At 71.4% G+C, this 18,466-nt stretch carries 15 protein-coding genes; 12 read left to right on the top strand and 3 right to left on the bottom strand.

Going from position 1 to position 18,466, the window contains the following annotated elements; all coding sequences use genetic code 11:
• Positions 1 to 180: 180 nt before the first annotated feature.
• Positions 181 to 591, bottom strand: coding sequence for a DUF4395 domain-containing protein (locus JK364_RS02070; RefSeq protein ID WP_201846865.1), 411 nt, complete (start codon positions 589 to 591; stop codon positions 181 to 183).
• Between the two features lie 210 nt (positions 592 to 801).
• Between JK364_RS02070 and JK364_RS02075 the strand changes: the two genes are divergently transcribed.
• The 12 genes from JK364_RS02075 (at position 802) to JK364_RS02130 (ending at position 15,765) form a co-directional block, all read left to right on the top strand.
• Positions 802 to 1,236 (top strand): thioredoxin family protein, encoded by a 435-nt coding sequence (locus JK364_RS02075; protein ID WP_201846867.1) that lies wholly within the window; start codon positions 802 to 804, stop codon positions 1,234 to 1,236.
• 231 nt (positions 1,237 to 1,467) lie between these two features.
• Positions 1,468 to 2,568, top strand: a complete 1,101-nt coding sequence (locus tag JK364_RS02080; RefSeq protein ID WP_201846869.1) for an ABC transporter substrate-binding protein — start codon at positions 1,468 to 1,470, stop codon at positions 2,566 to 2,568.
• Positions 2,565 to 3,644, top strand: coding sequence for an ABC transporter ATP-binding protein (locus tag JK364_RS02085; RefSeq protein WP_307841130.1), 1,080 nt, complete (start codon positions 2,565 to 2,567; stop codon positions 3,642 to 3,644). Before JK364_RS02080 ends, JK364_RS02085 begins: the two co-directional genes overlap by 4 nt.
• Positions 3,641 to 4,537, top strand: a complete 897-nt coding sequence (locus JK364_RS02090) for an ABC transporter permease (protein ID WP_201846871.1) — start codon at positions 3,641 to 3,643, stop codon at positions 4,535 to 4,537. Before JK364_RS02085 ends, JK364_RS02090 begins: the two co-directional genes overlap by 4 nt.
• Positions 4,534 to 5,412 (top strand): ABC transporter permease, encoded by an 879-nt coding sequence (locus JK364_RS02095; protein ID WP_201846873.1) that lies wholly within the window; start codon positions 4,534 to 4,536, stop codon positions 5,410 to 5,412. Before JK364_RS02090 ends, JK364_RS02095 begins: the two co-directional genes overlap by 4 nt.
• Entirely contained in the window at positions 5,409 to 7,517 is a 2,109-nt protein-coding gene (locus tag JK364_RS02100; RefSeq protein ID WP_201846875.1) for a hydantoinase/oxoprolinase family protein, read from the top strand. Before JK364_RS02095 ends, JK364_RS02100 begins: the two co-directional genes overlap by 4 nt.
• Positions 7,517 to 9,484, top strand: a complete 1,968-nt coding sequence (locus JK364_RS02105; RefSeq protein ID WP_201846877.1) for a hydantoinase B/oxoprolinase family protein — start codon at positions 7,517 to 7,519, stop codon at positions 9,482 to 9,484. The genes JK364_RS02100 and JK364_RS02105 overlap by 1 nt, the downstream gene beginning before the upstream one ends.
• Positions 9,485 to 9,493: 9 nt before the next feature.
• On the top strand, positions 9,494 to 10,426 hold the full coding sequence (locus JK364_RS02110; RefSeq protein ID WP_201846879.1) for an LLM class flavin-dependent oxidoreductase: 933 nt from the start codon (positions 9,494 to 9,496) through the stop codon (positions 10,424 to 10,426).
• The gene (locus JK364_RS02115) at positions 10,423 to 11,655 is read left to right on the top strand and encodes a M20 metallopeptidase family protein (RefSeq protein WP_201846881.1); all 1,233 of its coding nucleotides are present in this window, start codon (positions 10,423 to 10,425) and stop codon (positions 11,653 to 11,655) included. Before JK364_RS02110 ends, JK364_RS02115 begins: the two co-directional genes overlap by 4 nt.
• A complete protein-coding gene (locus JK364_RS57455) occupies positions 11,648 to 13,483 on the top strand; it encodes a thiamine pyrophosphate-binding protein (RefSeq protein ID WP_201846883.1) in 1,836 nt (611 codons plus the stop codon). The genes JK364_RS02115 and JK364_RS57455 overlap by 8 nt, the downstream gene beginning before the upstream one ends.
• A gap of 43 nt (positions 13,484 to 13,526) precedes the next feature.
• Entirely contained in the window at positions 13,527 to 14,240 is a 714-nt protein-coding gene (locus JK364_RS02125; protein WP_201846885.1) for a GntR family transcriptional regulator, read from the top strand.
• A 445-nt stretch (positions 14,241 to 14,685) separates the two neighbouring features.
• Positions 14,686 to 15,765, top strand: coding sequence for an LLM class flavin-dependent oxidoreductase (locus JK364_RS02130; RefSeq protein ID WP_230991267.1), 1,080 nt, complete (start codon positions 14,686 to 14,688; stop codon positions 15,763 to 15,765).
• Between the two features lie 12 nt (positions 15,766 to 15,777).
• Here the strand turns inward: JK364_RS02130 and JK364_RS02135 are convergent, their stop codons facing one another.
• Both JK364_RS02135 and JK364_RS02140 read right to left on the bottom strand, forming a co-directional pair.
• A complete protein-coding gene (locus tag JK364_RS02135) occupies positions 15,778 to 17,154 on the bottom strand; it encodes an NtaA/DmoA family FMN-dependent monooxygenase (protein WP_201846889.1) in 1,377 nt (458 codons plus the stop codon).
• 19 nt (positions 17,155 to 17,173) lie between these two features.
• Positions 17,174 to 18,394, bottom strand: coding sequence for an LLM class flavin-dependent oxidoreductase (locus tag JK364_RS02140; RefSeq protein ID WP_307841131.1), 1,221 nt, complete (start codon positions 18,392 to 18,394; stop codon positions 17,174 to 17,176).
• Between the last annotated feature and the right edge of the window lie 72 nt (positions 18,395 to 18,466).

An 18,466-nucleotide genomic window follows, 5' to 3' on the forward strand; every position in this document is an offset into this window, starting at 1 on the left:
CGACGTTCCGGTGGGGCCGGACGGACGCGAGTCCGAACTGATCTCGGGCAAGCCATTCGCGGCGGACCACCGGGTAGCGGTCAGTACCTGCCCCCACAGCGGCGCCCACCCGTCGCGACCCGCGGGATTCCCGTACGAACCGCGGCCCGCAACGCCCGGAGAGCTCCCGCAGGCGTGTGATCAGGCGCTTCGGACGCGGCGCACGAGCAGGTACATCTCGCAACCGAGGCAGTAGCCGAAGGCCGCGTTGAGGAAGGCCGCCGCGAGGGCCAGAGCGGTCGCGGCCAGGCCCAGCCAGTGCGCGCCGGTGAGGTAGCCGACAGTGCCGAGGAGGCCGAAGACGGCGCCGACGCCCTGGGCGAAGCGGGGCGGCCGGGCGTCCTCCAGCTCACCGGGCGGAGGGAGTCTGGGCCGGACGGCGACTCGGTACAGCCGGCCGTACGGGGAGTACCGCGGGCCGCCGAACGCACCGAGCGCGAAGACCGCGGTCTGCGCGGCGAGGAGGGCGCCGCTGCCGGTGATCAGTACCGCGGACAGGACGAGTGTGGTGAGCGCGGCGGCGAACCGGGGGCCGCGCGGATCGATCTGCATGGGGAGGACTCCGGAAGGGCGGGAACGGCGATGACCGGTGCGGGTGTCAGCGACAGCGGGATGCCGTGGCCCGGCACAGGTCGACCACACGGCGGCTGGTCAACCGCGGTGAACGGGGGGAGTCCATGGCGGTCATGGTAGGGGAAAAGCGGCCAGGCGGCGATGGTGGCGGTTGTCCCCGAAGGGGCCGCGTGGATGCAGACTGGTGGCATGACCGGCTTGGTGGTGTGTGTGGCGGTGCTCATTCTGGCGAGCGTCGTCGGAGTGGCGCGTGCGATGCGCGGCGGGAGGTTTCGGGCGCGGCCCCGGGATGGCGCGGTGCGCCTGTCGGCGGTGGAACTCGGGACCGAGCTGGGGGACCGGGCGACCCTGGTTCAGTTCTCCACCGCCTTCTGCGGGCCTTGCCGGGCGACGCGGCGTTTGCTGACGGAGATCTCCGGGACGGTGCCGGGTGCGACACATGTCGAGATCGACGCGGAGGACCGGCTCGAGCTGGTCAAGCGGCTGGGGATCCTGCGGACGCCGACCGTGCTGGTGCTCGACCGGGCCGGCCGGGTCGTCGGCAGGGCGTCCGGGCAGCCCCGGCGCGCGGAGGTGATGGCGGCCATCGACGAGGCGGCCGGAGCCACCACCGCCTCGTCGTAATCAAGCCAAGGGGCGCCGTCGGCGCGCGCCGGCAACGGCGCCGTGGCCTTGGTTCGTGGTAACCGCCCACGTCCCTCGGAGCGGTCAGTACCAGGTGCGGATGGCTTGTTCTGTTGCAGTCACATGAACAACGCTCCCAACTATTGCATCCGACTTCGCATGCGAAGAAGTATGGGAAGCACGTCACGGGAGGAAAGAGCCCGGACGCATCCGTACCTGAGGAAGAAGCCTATGACGCACCATGTGAGTCGCCGTGACCTTCTGCGGTCCACCGGAGCGGCCGGACTGGCCCTCCTGGGCGGAGGCATCCTCACCGCCTGTGGTGCGCCCGGGGGTTCGTCCGGCGGCGGGACCCGGCTGACCATGTTCCGCTGGGCCGGGGCTCAAGGAGAGGTGCCGAAGCGGATCGGGGACACGTTCGCGAAGAAGCACGGCGTCACGGTCCGGTACATCGAGGGTACCAACGCCGAGACCTTCCCCAAACTCGTTTCCTCGGTGCAGGTCAACGCCCACAAGCCGCTGCTGAACCTCGGTTTCTTCAACGCCCAGAGCTTCGCTCAGGGAGCCGAAGAGGGCCTGTGGGCCGCTGTGGACCCCAAGCTGGTTCCCAACGCGGCCAAGGTGCTGCCGGAGTTCCGGCGCGATGACGGCCTGGGGGCGTACACGGTGATGGACGCCATGGGCATCCTCTACAACACCAAGGTCGTCAAGAGTCCCCCGAAGTCCTGGCTCGATCTGTTCAAGCCCGAATATCGCGGCAAGGTGACCACCTGGGACGCCCCCGCCTTCGCCGTCAACGCCGTGCCCGTGATCAACAAGCTCAAGGGCGGCGATGAGGCGGATCTGTCCAAGGGGATCGACGTGTTCGCGGACGCCGCGAAGTCGGGTCAGTTCGCCGGGCTCGTGGCCTCCATCGACCAGCTGCGCAAACAACTGGTCAGCGGGCAGGTCGTGATAGCCCCCGGTTTCCAGGGGGTGGCCCAGCCCTGGATCGACGCGGGTGATCCGATCGGCTTCGCGGTGCCCTCGGAAGGTGTCATGGCCTTCCCCGAGGGGTTCCAGCTGGTCAAGGGCTCCAGCTCCGAGCAGTTGAAGGAGGGCGCGAAGCTGATGAACGAGATCCTCGCGCCCGACGCCGTCAGCCGCTACAGCGCGGCCACCGCCACGATCCCGCTCATCGAAGGCGCCGAGCTGCCCGCCAGATTCCGCGGCAAGCCGGGCTTCCGGCTCACGACGGTGCGGGATTCCATCCAGCTGGACTGGGGGCGGCTCGCCAAGAGCGTCCAGCAGGCGACGGACCAGTGGAACAGCGACGTCAAGGCGCATCTGTGAGCGATCATGCGATAGCCGTCCGGTCACTGTCCAAGTCCTTCGGTCGGAAGGACGTACTCAACGACATCGAACTCACCGTCCGGGCGGGCGAGTTCTTCTCCCTCCTCGGGCCGTCGGGGTGCGGCAAGAGCACCGCGCTGCGCATCATCGCCGGGCTGGAGCGGCCCGACCACGGACGGGTGCTGCTGGGCGGCGTCGACGTCACCGACACCCCGCCCCACCGCCGCCCCACCAATCTCGTCTTTCAGCAAGGTGCGCTGTTCCCGCACATGAACGTGTTCGACAACGTGGCCTACGGGCTACGGACACGCAGGACGGGACGCGCCGAGATCACCCGGCGGGTGGCGGAAATCCTCGATGTGGTCGGCATGCCGGAGTTCGCCGGGCGTGCGCCGACGACACTCTCCGGCGGCCAGCGCCAGCGGATCGCCATCGCCCGCGCGCTCGTCGGCCGTCCCGAGGTCCTGCTGCTCGACGAGCCGCTCAGCGCGCTCGATCTGGGTCTGCAGCTGCGCATGCGCCGCGAGCTGCGCAGGCTCCAGCGGCAGACGGGCACCGCGTTCGTATGCGTCACCCACAACCAGAGCGAAGCGATGGAGGTCTCGGACCGGATCGCCGTCATGAACGACGGCCGCGTGGAACAGATCGGTACGGCCGAGGAGCTCTACCGGGCCCCCGTCAGCCGGTTCGTCGCCGGATTCATCGGCGAGAACAACCTCTTCGACACCGCGCCCGATCCGGACTCCCCCGGCCTGCCGCGGGCGGACGGCCTGACGTTTTCGGTACCCGGTGGCGGCTCACCGCTCGTGGCGGTACGGCCGGAGTTCATCCGTGTCGTCGAACCCTCCGACGACGGCGCCATCGGGCGCGCGATCGTACGCTCGGTGGGCTTCCTCGGGGCGCGGATCCGCATCGTCCTGGAGACCTCGACGGGCCGGGAGGTCCTGGCCGACACCGATGCCCACTCGGCCCCGGTGACGGTCGGCGCGACCGTGGGGGTGGCGGTGGACCCCGCCCGTATCACCGTGGTCCCGACCGGCGGCCGGGCCCGTGAGGCCGAGGCGGCGGCCGGATGACCCCGGAGAAACCCGCCCCCACCGCCACCGAGAAGGCGCGAGGCGTGGCACGCGGGCGGCGGGTCGCCTACGCACTGATCGCGCCCGGAGCCGCGTATCTGGTTCTGATCTTCCTCTCGATCATCCTGCTGCTGGTGTCGTACAGCTTCCGCACCGAGCAGACCAGCCGGCTCATCGCCCCCTTCGACACCGGCACCTGGGCCGGGGCGCTCAGCGACTCCTACAACCTCGCGGTGCTGTGGACGACGCTGCGGGTCGGAGCCGTCGTCACCCTGCTCACTGTGGCCCTCGCCTACCCCATCGCCTGGTGTCTGCTGCGGGTGCGCCGCTGGTGGGCGGCGGGGCTGCTGATGTTCATCGTCTTTTCGCCGATCCTGGTCAGTGTCGTCGTCCGCTCCTACGGCTGGATGCTGCTGCTCGGCCACGGCGGGCTGCTCGGCGGTGTGCTCCGCGGCTGGCTGTACCACGAGCCGGGCGTCATCCTCGCCCTGGTCCATGTGGAGCTGCCGTTCGCGGTGTTCCCGCTGCTGGCCTCCCTGCGCAATCTGCCGCCGGGTGTGCTGGAGGCCGCCGCCGACCTTGGCGCGCCCCCGCTCCGGCGGCTGCGCACGGTGCTGCTGCCGCTGACCGCCTCCGGGATCGTCGCGTCCGCCCAACTGGTCTTCGCGCTGACGGTCAGCGCCTTCGCGACCCCGTCCCTGCTGGGCGGCGGCCGCGTCACCGTCCTCGCGCAGTCCGTGTACCAGAACATCCAGCAGCTGCGCTGGCCGCTCGCCGCCGCCCAGGCGCTGCTTCTGCTGGCCATCGCGCTGGCCGTGCTGGCCCTGTTCAACCGGCTCGGCCGGTACGCGGACGTGCGGCACCGAAGCCTGGAAGGGGGCGGTTCGCGGTGACCCCCGCCGGACGGCGTGCCGCCACCGCGGTGCGCGTGCTGTTCCTCGCTCTCGTGGCCGTCTTCGTCCTGCTTCCGCTGGCCGTGGTCGTGGTGTCGTCCTTCAGCGTGGACGAGACGGGAGGCGGATGGCCGAGTGGCTTCACCCTCCAGTGGTTCCACCGGGCGCTGGACCATGAGCCGTTCCGGGTCGGGCTGCTGTATTCGCTGGAGGTCGCGGCGCTGGCGACGGTCATCTCCCTGGTGTTCGGCACCATGGCCGCCTACGCCATCGCCCGCCACCGCTTCCCCGGGCGGGAGCTGCTGCGCTCGGTCTTCGTGATGCCGTTGAGCCTGCCTCGTGTGGTCGCGGGATTCTGCCTGTTCGTGCTGTACGCGTCGCTGTTCCCGGCCGCCTACGGGACGGTCGGCGGGATCGCCTTCGCGCACTGTCTGCTGCTGATGCCGTTCGTCGTCGCGGTCGTCGGCGCGGCGCTGGCCGGACTCGATCCCGCGCTGGAGGAGGCGGCGCGCGATCTGGGCTCCTCGGCGGGCCGTGCCTTCCGGCAGGTGACACTGCCACAGATCCGATGGGCGCTGCTCGCCGCCGGGATCTTCGCGTTCATCACCTCGTTCGACGAGGTCGACACCTCGGTCTTCCTCATGCCGGCCGATACCACCACCCTGCCCGTCGCCATGTTCCTGCGTCTGGAACAGCAGCAGGACCCCACGGTCACGGCGATGTCCAGCATCCTCATCGCGGGTTCGCTGCTGCTGGCGGCGGCCGCCGCCGCGGCCGCGCGCCGGACCGGCGGAGCCCCGGGCGTGGTGAGTGCGGCGGCCGGGGCACAAACCACCGGACCCGCGAGGTCCGCGGAAGGAGAACCCACACCGTGACCGCGTCTCAGCATGCGCGGCGGGGCCGCTACCGGCTCGGCGTCGACGTCGGCGGAACATTCACCGACATCGTCCTCACCCACGCGGAGAACGGCACCGTGCACACCGCCAAGGTGCCCTCCGACGCGGCCAGGCCCGCCTCGGCCGTGGCGGAGGGCGTCGCCGGTGCGCTGGCACGGCACGGGGTGTCCCCGGGCGAGGTGGAGCACTTCGCGCACGGCCAGACGTTCGCCCTCAACACCGTGCTGCAGCGTGCCGGAGCCCGCACCGGACTGCTCGTGACCCGGGGTTTTCCCGATCTGCTGGAGATCGGCCGACTGCGGCTGCGCGACCCCATCGACTTCTTCGCCGCCGCACGCCGTCCGCTCGTCGACCGTGCGGACGTCCGGGAGGTGGACGAGCGGCTCCGCGCGGACGGCGGTGTGGAACGCCCGCTGGACGAGGCCGGGCTGCTGGCCGCCGCCGGCGCGCTGGTGGCGGACGGCGTCGAGGCGCTCGCGGTGTCCTTTCTGCACGCCCACGCCCATCCCGAGCACGAGCGGCGCGCCGTGGAGCTGCTCCGCGCCGCGCACCCCGGGGTGGTGGTCGTGGGCGCGGCCGGACTGTGGCCGGAGGAGAGGGAGTACGAGCGCACGACCGTCGCCGTGCTGGCCGCCCATGTGGCCGGGCTGCTCGGCGACTACCTCGCTGAACTGTCGGACCGGCTGCGGGCGCTGGGGCTGCGCTGCCCGCTGTACATCGCCAAGTCCAACGGCGGTGTGATGTCGCTGGACACCGGGTCCGCCGAGGTCCTGCGTGCCGCCGTCGAAACGCTGTTCTCCGGTCCCGCGGCGGGTGTCGCCGGGGCGATCCGGCTGGCGGGCGCCGCGGGGGTCGACCGGCTCATCACGATGGACATGGGGGGCACGAGCGTCGATGTGGCCCTCGTCGAGGACGACATCCCGTACTCCACCGACAGCGCGCTCGGGGACTTCCCGCTGATCATCCCCTCGGTGGAGATCTCCTCCATCGGGGCGGGCGGCGGCTCGCTCGTCCGGGTCGACTCCTCGGGGGTGCTCAAGGTGGGCCCGCGCAGCGCGGGCGCCGTGCCCGGACCCGCCGCGTACGGGCGTGGCGGTACGGATCCCACGCTCACGGACGCGTATGTGATCTGCGGCTTCATCGATCCGGAAGGCTTCGCGGGCGGTGCCGTGACCATCGACCCGGCGGCCGCGCACGCGAGCCTGCGTCCCCTGGCCCGGCGGCTCGGTCTGACGGTGGAACAGGCCGCGGCCGCCACGATCGATGTGGCGACCGCCATGATGCACGCCCAGCTCGTCCCGCTGCTCGCCCGCCGCGGCCTGGACGCGACGGGCTCCCATCTCGTCGCCTTCGGCGGCGCGGGGCCCGTACACGCCGCGCTGCTCGCCCGCTCGCTGAACATCCGGCGGGTGCTGGTCCCCTGGTCGCCGGGCACGCTCTGCGCCTTCGGCGCACTCGCCACGGGCTTGCGCCAGGATGTGGTGGCGTCCATCGGCGAGACGACGGCGACACTGGACGACGCCCGTCTGGAACGGGTCTGGAAGGACCTCGCCGAGCAGGCGCACGCCTGGTACGCGCGGCAGCACACGGCGCCGTACCAGCGGCCCGAACTGCGCCGCTGGGCCGATGTGCAGCTGGTGGGCCAGTCGTTCACGCTCCCCGTGGTCCTGCCGGATGACCGGCCGCCGACGGTCGAGGCCTTGCGTTCGCTCTTCGCCGAGGCCTACCGGGCCGCCTACGGAGTGGACGCCTCGGGCGGCGAACTGGACGTCCGCAACCTCCGGGTGACCCTGACCGCCCCCGGGGATCCGCGGCTTCCGGCGGTGGCGGCGGGCGAGGCGCGGACGCCGCGCGAGCACACCGTCCACGAGTCCGGTGAGCGTCGCCGCGCGCTGCGACTGCGCCGGGCCGAGCTGCCGGTGGCCGCGACGGTCCACGGTCCCCTGGTCGTCTCGGCCCCCGACACCACCGTCTTCGTGCCGACAGGAGCGGCGGTCCGCGCGGACGCCCTGGGAAATCTGCTGATCGACATGGCCCCGGACATCCATCACGACGACGTAACCGAGGACAGGAGGGGATCGTGATGCGTGGCTCCCCCGTGACACGGGAAATCCTCTCCCACCGGCTGACCGCCGTGGTCGAGGAGATGGCCGAGACCATCCGGCGGACCAGTTTCAGTGTGTTCGTCAAGCAGACCGCCGACTTCGGAACGTGCCTGGTGACCCCCGGAGGTGAGGTCTTCGCCGCGCCCCGGGCCATCTCGGGCAACCTGATGATCGGGATCCCCGCGCGCACCGCCATCGAGTCGCTCGGGCCCTACCGCCCCGGCGACGTCGGCATCAGCAACGATCCCGATGCCACGGGCGGGCTGGTCACCCATCTGCCCGACATCTGGCTGTGGGCGCCGCTCTACGCGGGCGGGCGGATCATCGCGTTCGCCTTCAGCTTCGTCCACTCCTCCGACATCGGCGGCGACGTACCGGGCTCCATCTCCTGGGCACACACCGACCGCTGCCAGGAAGGGCTGCTGATCCCGCCCGCCAGGCTCCGCGAGGCGGGCCGGACCAATGAGGCGCTGCTGCGCACGATCCTGTCCAACACCCGTGTTCCGGAGCAGAACCGCGGTGACATCGAGGCACAGCTGACCGGGCTCGCCGCGGCTCAGCGCCGTATCGACGAGATCGTCACCCATTACGGCGCCGAGGCGCTCGGGGACGCGATCGAGGACCTGCTGGACGAGGCGGCCGAACGAGCGGCCCGGCTCGTCGATCGGCTGCGCGACGGCAGCTACCGCTTCGTGGACTACGTCGAGGGGCTGGAGGAGGACGACGTGACAACGGTGCCGCCCACCCGGCTGAGCCTGGAACTGACGGTGTCCGGGGGTTCCACCAAACTGTCCTTCGCCGGTACCTCCCCCCAGGTGGCGGAGGCGATCAATCTGCCCACCGGCGGCGAACCCGGTCACTACATGCTGGTGTTCGCCCTGGTGAACTACTTCTGCTCGCTCGACCCCGGGATCCCGTACAACTCGGGGCTGGTGCGCGGTATCACCGCCGAGCTGCCGCCGGGTTCCATCGTCAACCCCGGGCCCGGGGCCACCTGCGGAGTTCGGGCCGCCGTCTTCTTCCGGATCATGGACTGTGTGCTGGGCTGCCTCGCCCAGGCGGCTCCCGAGTCCGCGTTCGCCACCTCCTCCGGCGCGGTGGCCATCGCGACCGTCGCCCATGCCGACCCCGTGACCGGGCAGCGCCATGTCTCCGTCGGCCAGCCGCTGACCGGTGGTTCGGGGGGCCGTCCGGCCCGGGACGGGCTCAACGGGACGAGCTTCACCGGCGGGTGGCTGCGCAACGTCCCCAACGAACTGCTGGAGCGGGACGCGCCGGTCCTCGTCGAGGAGTACCGCTACCGCCCGGACTCCGGTGGCACGGGCCGCAGGCCCGGTGGCGCGGGCATCGTGCTGCGGCTGCGTGCCCTCGCCGACGAGGTCACCCTCGCCGTACGGGGCATGGAGCGGCTGCTCTTCCAGCCGTGGGGGGTAAACGGCGGACGGCCCGGAACACCGGGGCGGGCCGTGCTCAACCCGGGGGCGCCGGGCGAGCGGGAGCTCGGCCGGATCAACGTCGTCACGCTGGCCGCCGGTGATGTGCTGCTCATCGAGACCGCCGGTGGCGGCGGCCTCGGCGACCCGGCCGACCGCGCCCCGGACGAGGTGGCCGCCGACGCGGCCCGGGGACTGATCGGCGCGCAGCAGGCGCTGCGCGCCTACGGCGTGGTTCTGCGGGACGGCGCCGTCGACGCGGCGGCCACCGAACGCGGCCGGGCGGCGCTGCCAGGGCGCGCGGCGCCGTTCGACCTGGGGGCGGCGCGCCGGGCGTACGACGAGCGGTGGCCGCAAGCCGTACAGGAGCAGCTGATCGCGGCCGTCGGACGGCTGCCCCGGGCGCGGCGCCCCGGGGCCTACCGCGCCGCCTATCTCGCGGCACAGGCACGAGCCGGAGCCGGTCCCGTCACCGCGGAGCTGGTCAGGGACGTCATCGAGGAACAGGGCTGAGACACGACCATGACGACGACACCACTGCGATTCGGGCTGATGACCTACGAGGCCGCACCCTGGCCGGAGCTGACGGCACGGTGGCGCGCCTTCGAGGAACAGGGCTTCGACAGCCTGTGGGCCGGCGACCACGTGTGGAGTTCCATCGACGGCTCCGGCGCCACCTCCCGGCCCCGGTTCGACGCCTGGCAGCTCGCCGCGGGCATGGTCGCGGCGACCGAGCGCATCACCGTGGGGACGCTGGTCAGCGCCTTTCCACTGCGCAACCCCGCGGTGCTCGCCAAGCAGACCATCACGCTCGACCACATGTCGGACGGCCGTTTCGTCCCCGGCATCGGCGCCGGGGGCAATCCGAAGGACCATGCCGTGGCGGGCGTGGAGACATGGCCGTCCGCCGAGCGCGCGGCACGCTTCGACGAGTACAGCGCGGTCGTCGGCGGGCTTCTGCGGCAGGACCACTTCGACTTCTCCGGCAGCCATTACCACGTCGAGGGAGCCGTGCGCGCCCCCGCACCGGTCGCGGTGCCCCACCCACCGCTGCTGATCGCCGCGCATGTCGAGTCGACCATCCGGATCGCGGCGCGGGACGCCGACATCTGGAGCACGTACGGCACGCTCTTCTCCCAGCTGCGCCGGGGCGTGAAGCTGAGCGAGGCGGAGAGTCTGCGGCTCACCCGGGACCGCGGGCGGCTCCTGGACGAACACGCGGAGCGGTTCGGCCGTGACCCGGCGAGCATCCGGAAGTCGTTCATGGCCGGGTTCACCGAGGACGCGCCCTTCGAATCGGCCGAACGGTTCACCGACTTCGTCGGCCGGTTCAGCGAGATCGGCATCACCGAGTTCATGTTCCCGTATCCACTCCAGGGACCGCACAAGGAGGGCGTCTTCGAGGAGGTCGTCGCCGAGGTGCTGCCGAAGCTGCGGACGGAGGGGGTCCGATGAGGGGCCTGTTCGAGGAGGAGACCGCCGCGCTCGCCGGTGACCTGGTCGCGCTGCGGCGGTCGCTGCACACCGCCCCCGAGGTGGGCCTGCACCTGCCCGGCACCCAGGCGCTGGTGCTGGACGCGCTCGACGGGACAGGGCTGAGCGTGCGGACGGGTGAGAACCTCAGCTCGGTGGTCGCGGTGCTGGACGGCGCTGGACCGGGGCCGACGGTACTGCTGCGCGGCGACATGGACGCGCTTCCCGTGCGGGAGCGCACCGGACTGCCCTTCGCCGCCGAGGGCGAGGCGATGCACGCCTGCGGCCACGATCTGCACACCGCGGCTCTGGTCGGCGCGGTGCGGCTGCTGCTGGCACGCCGGGAGGAGATCTCGGGCAGCGTGGTCTTCATGTTCCAGCCCGGGGAGGAGGGGTACGACGGGGCCGGGCTGATGCTCGACGAGGGATTGCTCGACGCCACGCCCCGGCCGCCGGACGCGGCGTACGCGTTGCATGTCGTCGCCGATCTGCCCGCGGGCCGCTGCTACACCCGGCCCGGCCCGATCATGGCCTCCTACGGCGTGCTGGAGGTGACGGTCACCGGGCGGGGCGGACACGGCGGGCGGCCGCATGAGGCGCTCGATCCGATACCGGTCGCCGCCGAGGCCGCCACCGCGCTGCAGACGTATGTGACCCGCCGCTTCGACGCGTTCGAGCCGGTGGTGGTGACCGTCGGCGAGTTCCACGCCGGCTCCGCGCCCAATGTGATCCCCGAGCATGCCGTCTTCCGCGCGGGGGTGCGGTCGTTCTCCGACCCGGTCACCGAGCGGCTGGCCGCCGAGCTGCCGGCACTGGTCGAAGGGATCGCCGCCGCCCACGGGGCACGGGCCGAGGCCACTTTCGAAACCGTGCTGCCCGCCACGGTCAACTCCTACGAGCACGCGGCCCTGTTCGCCGAGACGGCCCGGAAGCTGTTCGGCGACGGCCGCTTCGAGGAACTGGCCCGGCCGCGGATCGGCTCGGAGGACTTCTCGCATGTCCTGCGCCGGGTTCCGGGGGCGTACGGCTATCTCGGGGCGGCTCCCGCGGATGCCCTCGGGCACCCGTCCGGCAACCACTCCCCCACCGCGGTGTTCGACGACTCGGTGATTCCGGACGCCGCCCGGCTGCTGGCGGCACTCGCCTGGCAGCACGTCGGCCCGTCACCGGCGCCGCCCTCGACGAACCGAACAGGAGACGCACGTGACTGACCCGGGATCGACCGGCCACTCCACCGTCACCGCCCCGGCGGACGACGTCCCCGGCGCCGACGGCACCCGGCCGCGCCGGGGCGCCGATGTCCTCGTCGACGCGCTGGTCGCCGGTGGCGTCGACACGCTCTTCGGCGTTCCGGGCGACACCGGCGTGGCGTTCTACGACGCCCTTTACCACCGCGCCGAGGACGTCCGGCACGTTCTCGCCCGCGATGAGCGCCACGCCGGCGCCATGGCCGACGCCTATGCCCGGAGCGGCAACCGGGTCGGTGCCGTCGAGGTCTCCAGCGGCGGTGGCACCACCTATGTCGTGGGCGGGCTCGGCGACGCGTACGCCTCGGGCGTACCCGTCCTGCTGCTGACCTCCGACATCCACACGCGAAGCCGCGGCACCGGGGCGCTCACCGAGATCGACCAGACCGCCCTGTTCTCCGCCGTGACCAAGTGGACCCGGGTCGCCGAGAGCGCCGCGGAGATCCCATCGCTGCTGCACGAGGCGCTGCACACCGCCGTGTCGGGGCGCCCGGCCCCGGTGGCGCTGATCATCCCGGAGAACGTGCTCGACGAACCCGCCGAGGGCATCACCGCGGTCCCCGGTGTGCCCACACTGCCCGCCGTCCGTGCCACGGCGGAGCCGAGCGCCGTGACGCGGGCCGCGGATGTGCTCTCCCGCGCCGGACGCCCCACCCTTCTCGTAGGCTCCGGCGTGCATGTCTCGGAGGCCTGGGACGTCCTGGCGGAACTGGCCGACGCACTCGGCGCGGCCGTGGCCACGACCATCCATGGCAAGGGCGCCCTGCCCGACAGCTCCGACTGGTCACTCGGGGTGGTCGGCAACAACGGAGGACAGCCCGGCGCCAACGCCGCCGTACGCGACGCCGATGCCGTACTCCTCGTGGGCACACGGGCGAACGCCACCGACACCAACAGCTGGACCGGACCCAGCCGCGATCCCCATGGCGGGGCCGCCGTCATCCAGATCGACATCGACGCCGACCGTGCCGGGCGCAACTTCCCGGATGCGATCCGGCTCGTGGGCGACGCCGCCACCGTGCTCGGCCGACTCCTGGCGCACATCACCCCGGTGGGCGCCGATGTCCGCGCCGAGCGCCGCGCACGGGTCGCTGCCGCCCGCGCACAGGCGGCCGACTCCCTCACCGGGGCGCCCGTCACCGCCACCGCCACCGCCACCGCCACCGCCACCGCCACCGCCACCGACGGCCAGGTGCCCCCCGCCGATGTCGTACGCACCGTCAATTCGGTCCTCGGCGACGGCACTCTGGTCGTGGCCGACCCCGGCACCCCCACCCCCAACGTGGCCGCGTTCTGGCGGCAAACCCGGGCCGCGCGCAGCGTGCTGATCCCGCGCGGACACGGCCCGATGGGCTATGCCATCCCGGCCGCCGTCGGGGTGGCGATGGCCCACCCCGGCCGCGAGGTCGTCTCCTTCACCGCCGACGGCAGCTTCGCCATGGCCTGTGGCGAGCTGGAGACGGCCGTGCGGCTGCGACTGCCCATCGTGTACCTCCAGTTCACCAACCACAGCCTCGGCTGGATCAAGATGCTCCAGCATCTGTACACCGGACGGCGCTATTTCGGCGTCGATCCCGGCACCATCGACGCGGTCGGCGTGGCGCGGGCCTGCGGAATGCGGGCCCACCGTGTCCGGTCGCTGCCCGATCTGACGCGGCGGCTGCGCTCCTTCCACGAGGACGGCGGTCCGCTCTACCTCGACATCGAGGTCCCGCACCTGATCGACCACACTCCTCCGGTGCCCGCGTGGGACACCGGCCGGGCGGGCACCGGTGAACGACCGGTTTACTAGAGCCGTCGCACACCAGTCCCCAGGCGATGAGGAACACGATCGGATGACCCAGACGCCAGCACAGTCGGAACCTGTGGAGCGCGCCCCCGCCGAGGGCCCCACACGGAACGCCGACCCTAGCCCCCGTCCACGTACCCGGCGCTCGGAGGAGGTGTACTGGACGCTGCGCCGGGAGATCACCGCCGGTGTGCTGCGGCCCAATGCCGCGCTGGTCGAGGACGAGATCGCCACCCGGCTGGGCGTCTCCCGTACACCGGTGCGCGAGAGCATGCAGCGCCTGGAGGCGGACGGGCTCATCGTCTCCCATCGACGGCGCTGGATCGTGCACGAGCACACTCAGGACGAGATCGTCCAGCTGTACGGGGTCCGGTGCGGACTCGAAAGCCACGCCGCCCGTCTGGCCTGCCGACACGCCACACCGGAACAGCTCAAGGTAGTCGAAGGCTGGCGGCCGGGGATGACCGCCCACGACCCGGCGGTACTGAGCGACCGGGCCCGCGACAACGACAGTTTCCACGACGCGATCAGCGCGGCATCGGGCAACCCCCGGCTGCTGGCGGCGATCCAGGCCAACCGTCTGTTCCACTTCAACACGCGGCTGGCGGCGCTCTACAGCCCCGATGAGCTCGCCCTGTCCTCCCGGCAGCACGGCGAGCTCATCACGGCGGTCTGCGCACGCGACACCGAACGGGCGGCCACGATCGCACGCGAACACGTCGAGTTCTCCCTGGAGCTGATTCTGCGGAAACTGTTCTGACGGCAGGCGGGCATTCCGGCGCCGGTCCGGGATGCCGGCGCGCGTCAGCCGAACGTGGCGAGCTGACGCGCGCTACAACCGTTTTCGTCGCACCGGGTGACGCCGGGCCGAGGCCGTAAAGGCTCATTGACATTCTGAACGCTCACGCAGAGACTCGATCACATGCCTGAGGTCCTGCTCCTTACCAGCGAGCGCTGTGTTGACCTCGTTCGCGTGTCCAGCGCGCAGTGTTGATCCTTCGTCCGCTTCGGCACGCCGCCCCACTCCTCCGGAGCTGAAGCAACGCTCCGTTCACGGTCCGCCGCGTTCCCTTGACCAGCGAGGACCTTCACCTACGGCGGCGCCGAACTCGACCGGGCCACCGCGCTCCGGCCCCACCCTCCATGACCGGCCCGGCTTGTGTCGTGCGGACACCGGCCAAGCAGCGATCGGAACCATCATGAGCATGGAATTTCTCTGGTACATACCCAACTCCGTCGAACCGGGCCACCGCGGTGACGACACGACGACCGGCTGGGGATCCATCGAGTACTCGACCGGCCTTGCCCAACTGGCAGAGGACCACGGCTGGGGCGGGGCGCTGCTCGGCACCGGATGGGGGCGCCCGGACACCTTCACCGTCGCCACCGCGCTGGCCGCTCGGACCACGACGTTCAAACCCTTGGTCGCGATCCGTCCCGGCTACTGGCACCCGGCGAACTTCGCCGGCGCGGCGGCCACGCTCGACCAGCTCAGCCGGGGACGCGTCCTCGTCAACATCGTCAGCGGGCTGGACAACCCGGCCGCGTACGGCGACACCAACGTCGAACCCCCACAACGGTACGCACGCACCCAGGAGTTCCTGCATCTCCTGCGGCGCCTGTGGACCGAGGAGGACGTCACCTTCCACGGCGAGCACTTCCAGGTCACCGGCTCAACGGTCGCGCCACGCCCGTACCCCACCGACGGGAGGACGCATCCGACGCTCTACTTCGGCGGCGCGTCCCCGGCCGCCGAACGGGTGTCGGCGGCCGAGGCCGATGTCCAGCTCTTCTGGGGTGAACCACTCGACGGGATCGCCGAACGCGTCGACCGGCTCAAGACGCTGAGCGAGGAGCTGGGCCGACAGCACAAGCCGCTGGAGTTCGGGCTGCGGATCACGACGCTGGTGCGCGACACCACCGAGGAAGCATGGCGTGCCGCCGAGGAGAAGGTCTCGAAGATGGCAAGCGACGCCGACGAGACCACATGGACGGGGAACCGCGGGACGGCGGTCGGGCAGCAGCGGCTCCTCGATCTCGCACAGCGTGGCGAGGTGCTCGACACCTGCCTGTACACCACCCCAGGAAGGTTCGGCGGTGGCGGAGCGGGGACCACCTGGCTGGTCGGCTCCGCCGACGACGTCGCCCGTGCGCTGCACGGCTACCGCGAGCTCGGCATCACCCACTTCGTCCTGTCCGACACCCCCTACAAGCAGGAAATCAGCCGGATCGGTGACCAGCTGATTCCCCTGCTGCGTGATGGTCACCGGGTACGACGAGGGTGATGACCGGAGACGTCATGACGCGGCCCGGGCCTGGTCCGCCCCGGTGCCGGGGTGGGCCAGGCCGAGGTGGTCGCGCAGGGTCGTGCCCTCGTACTCGGTGCGGAACACACCACGCTCCTGCAGCAGCGGGACGACGGTGTCCGCGAAGACGTCCAACCCGCCGGGGGTGATGTGCGGTACGAGGATGAAGCCGTCGCTGGCATCGGCCTGGACGAAGGAGTTGATGGTCTCGGCGACCGTGGCCGGGGAGCCGATAAACGACTGGCGGTTGCCGGTCTCGATGACCAGGTCACGGATGGACCACTTGTTCGCCTCCGCCAGCTCCCGCCACTCCCGGGCGACGGCCAGTGGATCGCGGTACATCCGTACCTGGGCGCGGCCGCGGGCGACGGTGTGCTCACCGGGGTCGGGGTCGATGTCGGGCAGCGGGCCGTCCGGATCGTACCCGGACAGGTCGCGGTTCCAGACGAACTCCAGGTGTTTGATCGCGGTGGCGCCGCTGACCTGTTGGCGCCGTACCTCGTGGGCCAGCTCCCGCGCCTCGGCGTCGGTGTCGCCGAGGACGAAGGTGGCCGCGGGCAGGATCAGCAGCTGGTCGTGGGTGCGGCCGTGGCGGGCGAGGCGGCCTTTGACGTCCGTGTAGAACGCCTGCCCCTCCTTCAAGGTGCTGTACCGGCTGAAGATGGCGTCGGCGGCGGCCGCGGCGAACTCCCGGCCTTCCTCCGAGTCACCGGCCTGGAAGATCACCGGGCGGCCCTGCGGGCTGCGCGGGACGTTGAACTGCCCGGCGATGTCGAAGTGCTGTCCCTGATGGGCGAAGGCTCCGGCCCGCGCGTCATCGAGGAAGGTGCCGGATGCCTGGTCGGCGACGATCTCGTCGCCCCGCCAGGAGTCGAACAGCTCGGTGGCGGTGGCCAGGAACTCCTTGGCCCGGGAATACCGTTCGTCCTGCGGGAGGAAGCCGCCGCGGCGGAAGTTCTCCCCAGTGAAGGCGTCCCACGAGGTGACGACGTTCCACGCGGCGCGCCCGCCGGACAGGTGGTCAAGGCTGGCGAACTGGCGGGCCACTTCGTAGGGCTCGTTGAAGGTGGAGTTGATGGTGCCGGTCAGGCCGAGGCGATCGGTGACGGCGGCGAGCGCGGACAGGACGGTGAAGGTGTCCGGCCGCCCCACCACGTCCAAGTCGTAGATTTTTCCGCCCTGTTCGCGCAGCCGCAGCCCTTCGGCGAGGAACAGGAAGTCGAACTTGGCGCGCTCGGCGGTGCGTGCGAAGTGGGCGAACGAGCTGAACTCGATATGGCTGCCCGCCTCCGGATCGCTCCACACCGTGGTGTTGTTGACACCGGGGAAGTGGGCCGCCAGGTGGATCTGCTTGAGCGGTGTGCTCATGGTCGGTGGTCCCTCCGGCTCAGACGGTGGCGTAGCGGTTGGCGGGGCGGGCGAGGCCCAGCAGCCCGCGCAGGGTGTCGGCCTCGTAGGACCGGCGGAAGGCGTCGCGGCGCTGGAGTTCGGGCACCAGGCCGCGGGTGATCGCCTCGAGGTCGTGGCCGATCACACCGGGGCGCAGCCGGAAGCCCGACAGTCCGGTCCGCTGCCAGGTCAGTAGCAGATCCGCGAGTTGTGCGGGGGTGCCGGTGAACACCTTGGCGTCGCTGGTGTACGGGTGGCCCGCGAGGGCGTCCAGGCGCTCCCGTCGGGCGGCCGCGGCACCCGGTTCGTCATCGAGGAACACCACCAGGTCACCGAAGAGGTGCACGGGCTCCTCCGCCCGTCCCGCCGCGGCCTGGGCGGCGCGGATCTCGGCGACGGTGGCGCGGGCCTGGTCCGTGTCGTGCGGGGTGATGTAGCCGATGTCGGTGGAGGTTGCCACCAGCCGGTAGGGCACGCTCTGATGGGCCAGTGCGCTGACGACCGGCTGTCCCTGGGGTGGCCTGGGAGTGATCGAGGGGCCCTTGACGCCGAAGTGCCTGCCCTCGAAGTCGATGTAGTGCAGCTTGTCGCGGTCGACGAAGCGTCCGGTGGCGACGTCCCGGATCTCCGCGTCGTCCTCCCAGCTGTCCCAGAGGCGCCGTACCACCTCGATGTAGTCGGTGGCCTCCTCGAAGAGCCCGGCGGTCAGCTCCCGGACCACCGGTGTGTCCAGATTCTCGGGACCGAAGCGCGGGATGGCGCGGCGGCCGAAGTGTTCCGCCTCGTGGCGCCGCCTGGACACCCGGATCCGCAGTCCCGCGCGGCCGGTGCTGACGTAGTCCAGAGTGGCGATCGCCTTGGAGATGTGGAACGGCTCGGTGTGGGTGGCGACAACGGTCGGCACCAGCCCGATGTGCCGGGTCAGCGGCGCCACCCGGGAGGCGATGAGCACCGCGTCCAGCCGCCCGCGCACCTGGTCGGTGCGGCCGTCGGGCTCGGTGCGGTGCGAGGACTGGAGCGAGAGCCCGTCCTCGAAGGTCACGAAGTCGAGCAGACCGCGTTCGGCCTCGGTGACGACATCGGTCCAGTACGCGGCGTCGAACAGTTCCCGGGGGCGGGCCTGCGGCTCGCGCCATGCGGCCGGATGCCAGCCCGCCCCGTCGAGAGCGACGGCGAGGTGCAAGAGGGTGGACGAGGACGTGGATGAGGACTTGGACACGAAGGGTGCCTCCCTGGTCGGCCATGGATGATCACCGCCCCTCATCGGGAGGGCGCGGTGTCCTCGAGGTGA

The organism is Streptomyces endocoffeicus, assembly GCF_016741935.1.
In the GTDB taxonomy this organism is placed as follows: Bacteria; Actinomycetota; Actinomycetes; order Streptomycetales; family Streptomycetaceae; genus Streptomyces; species Streptomyces endocoffeicus.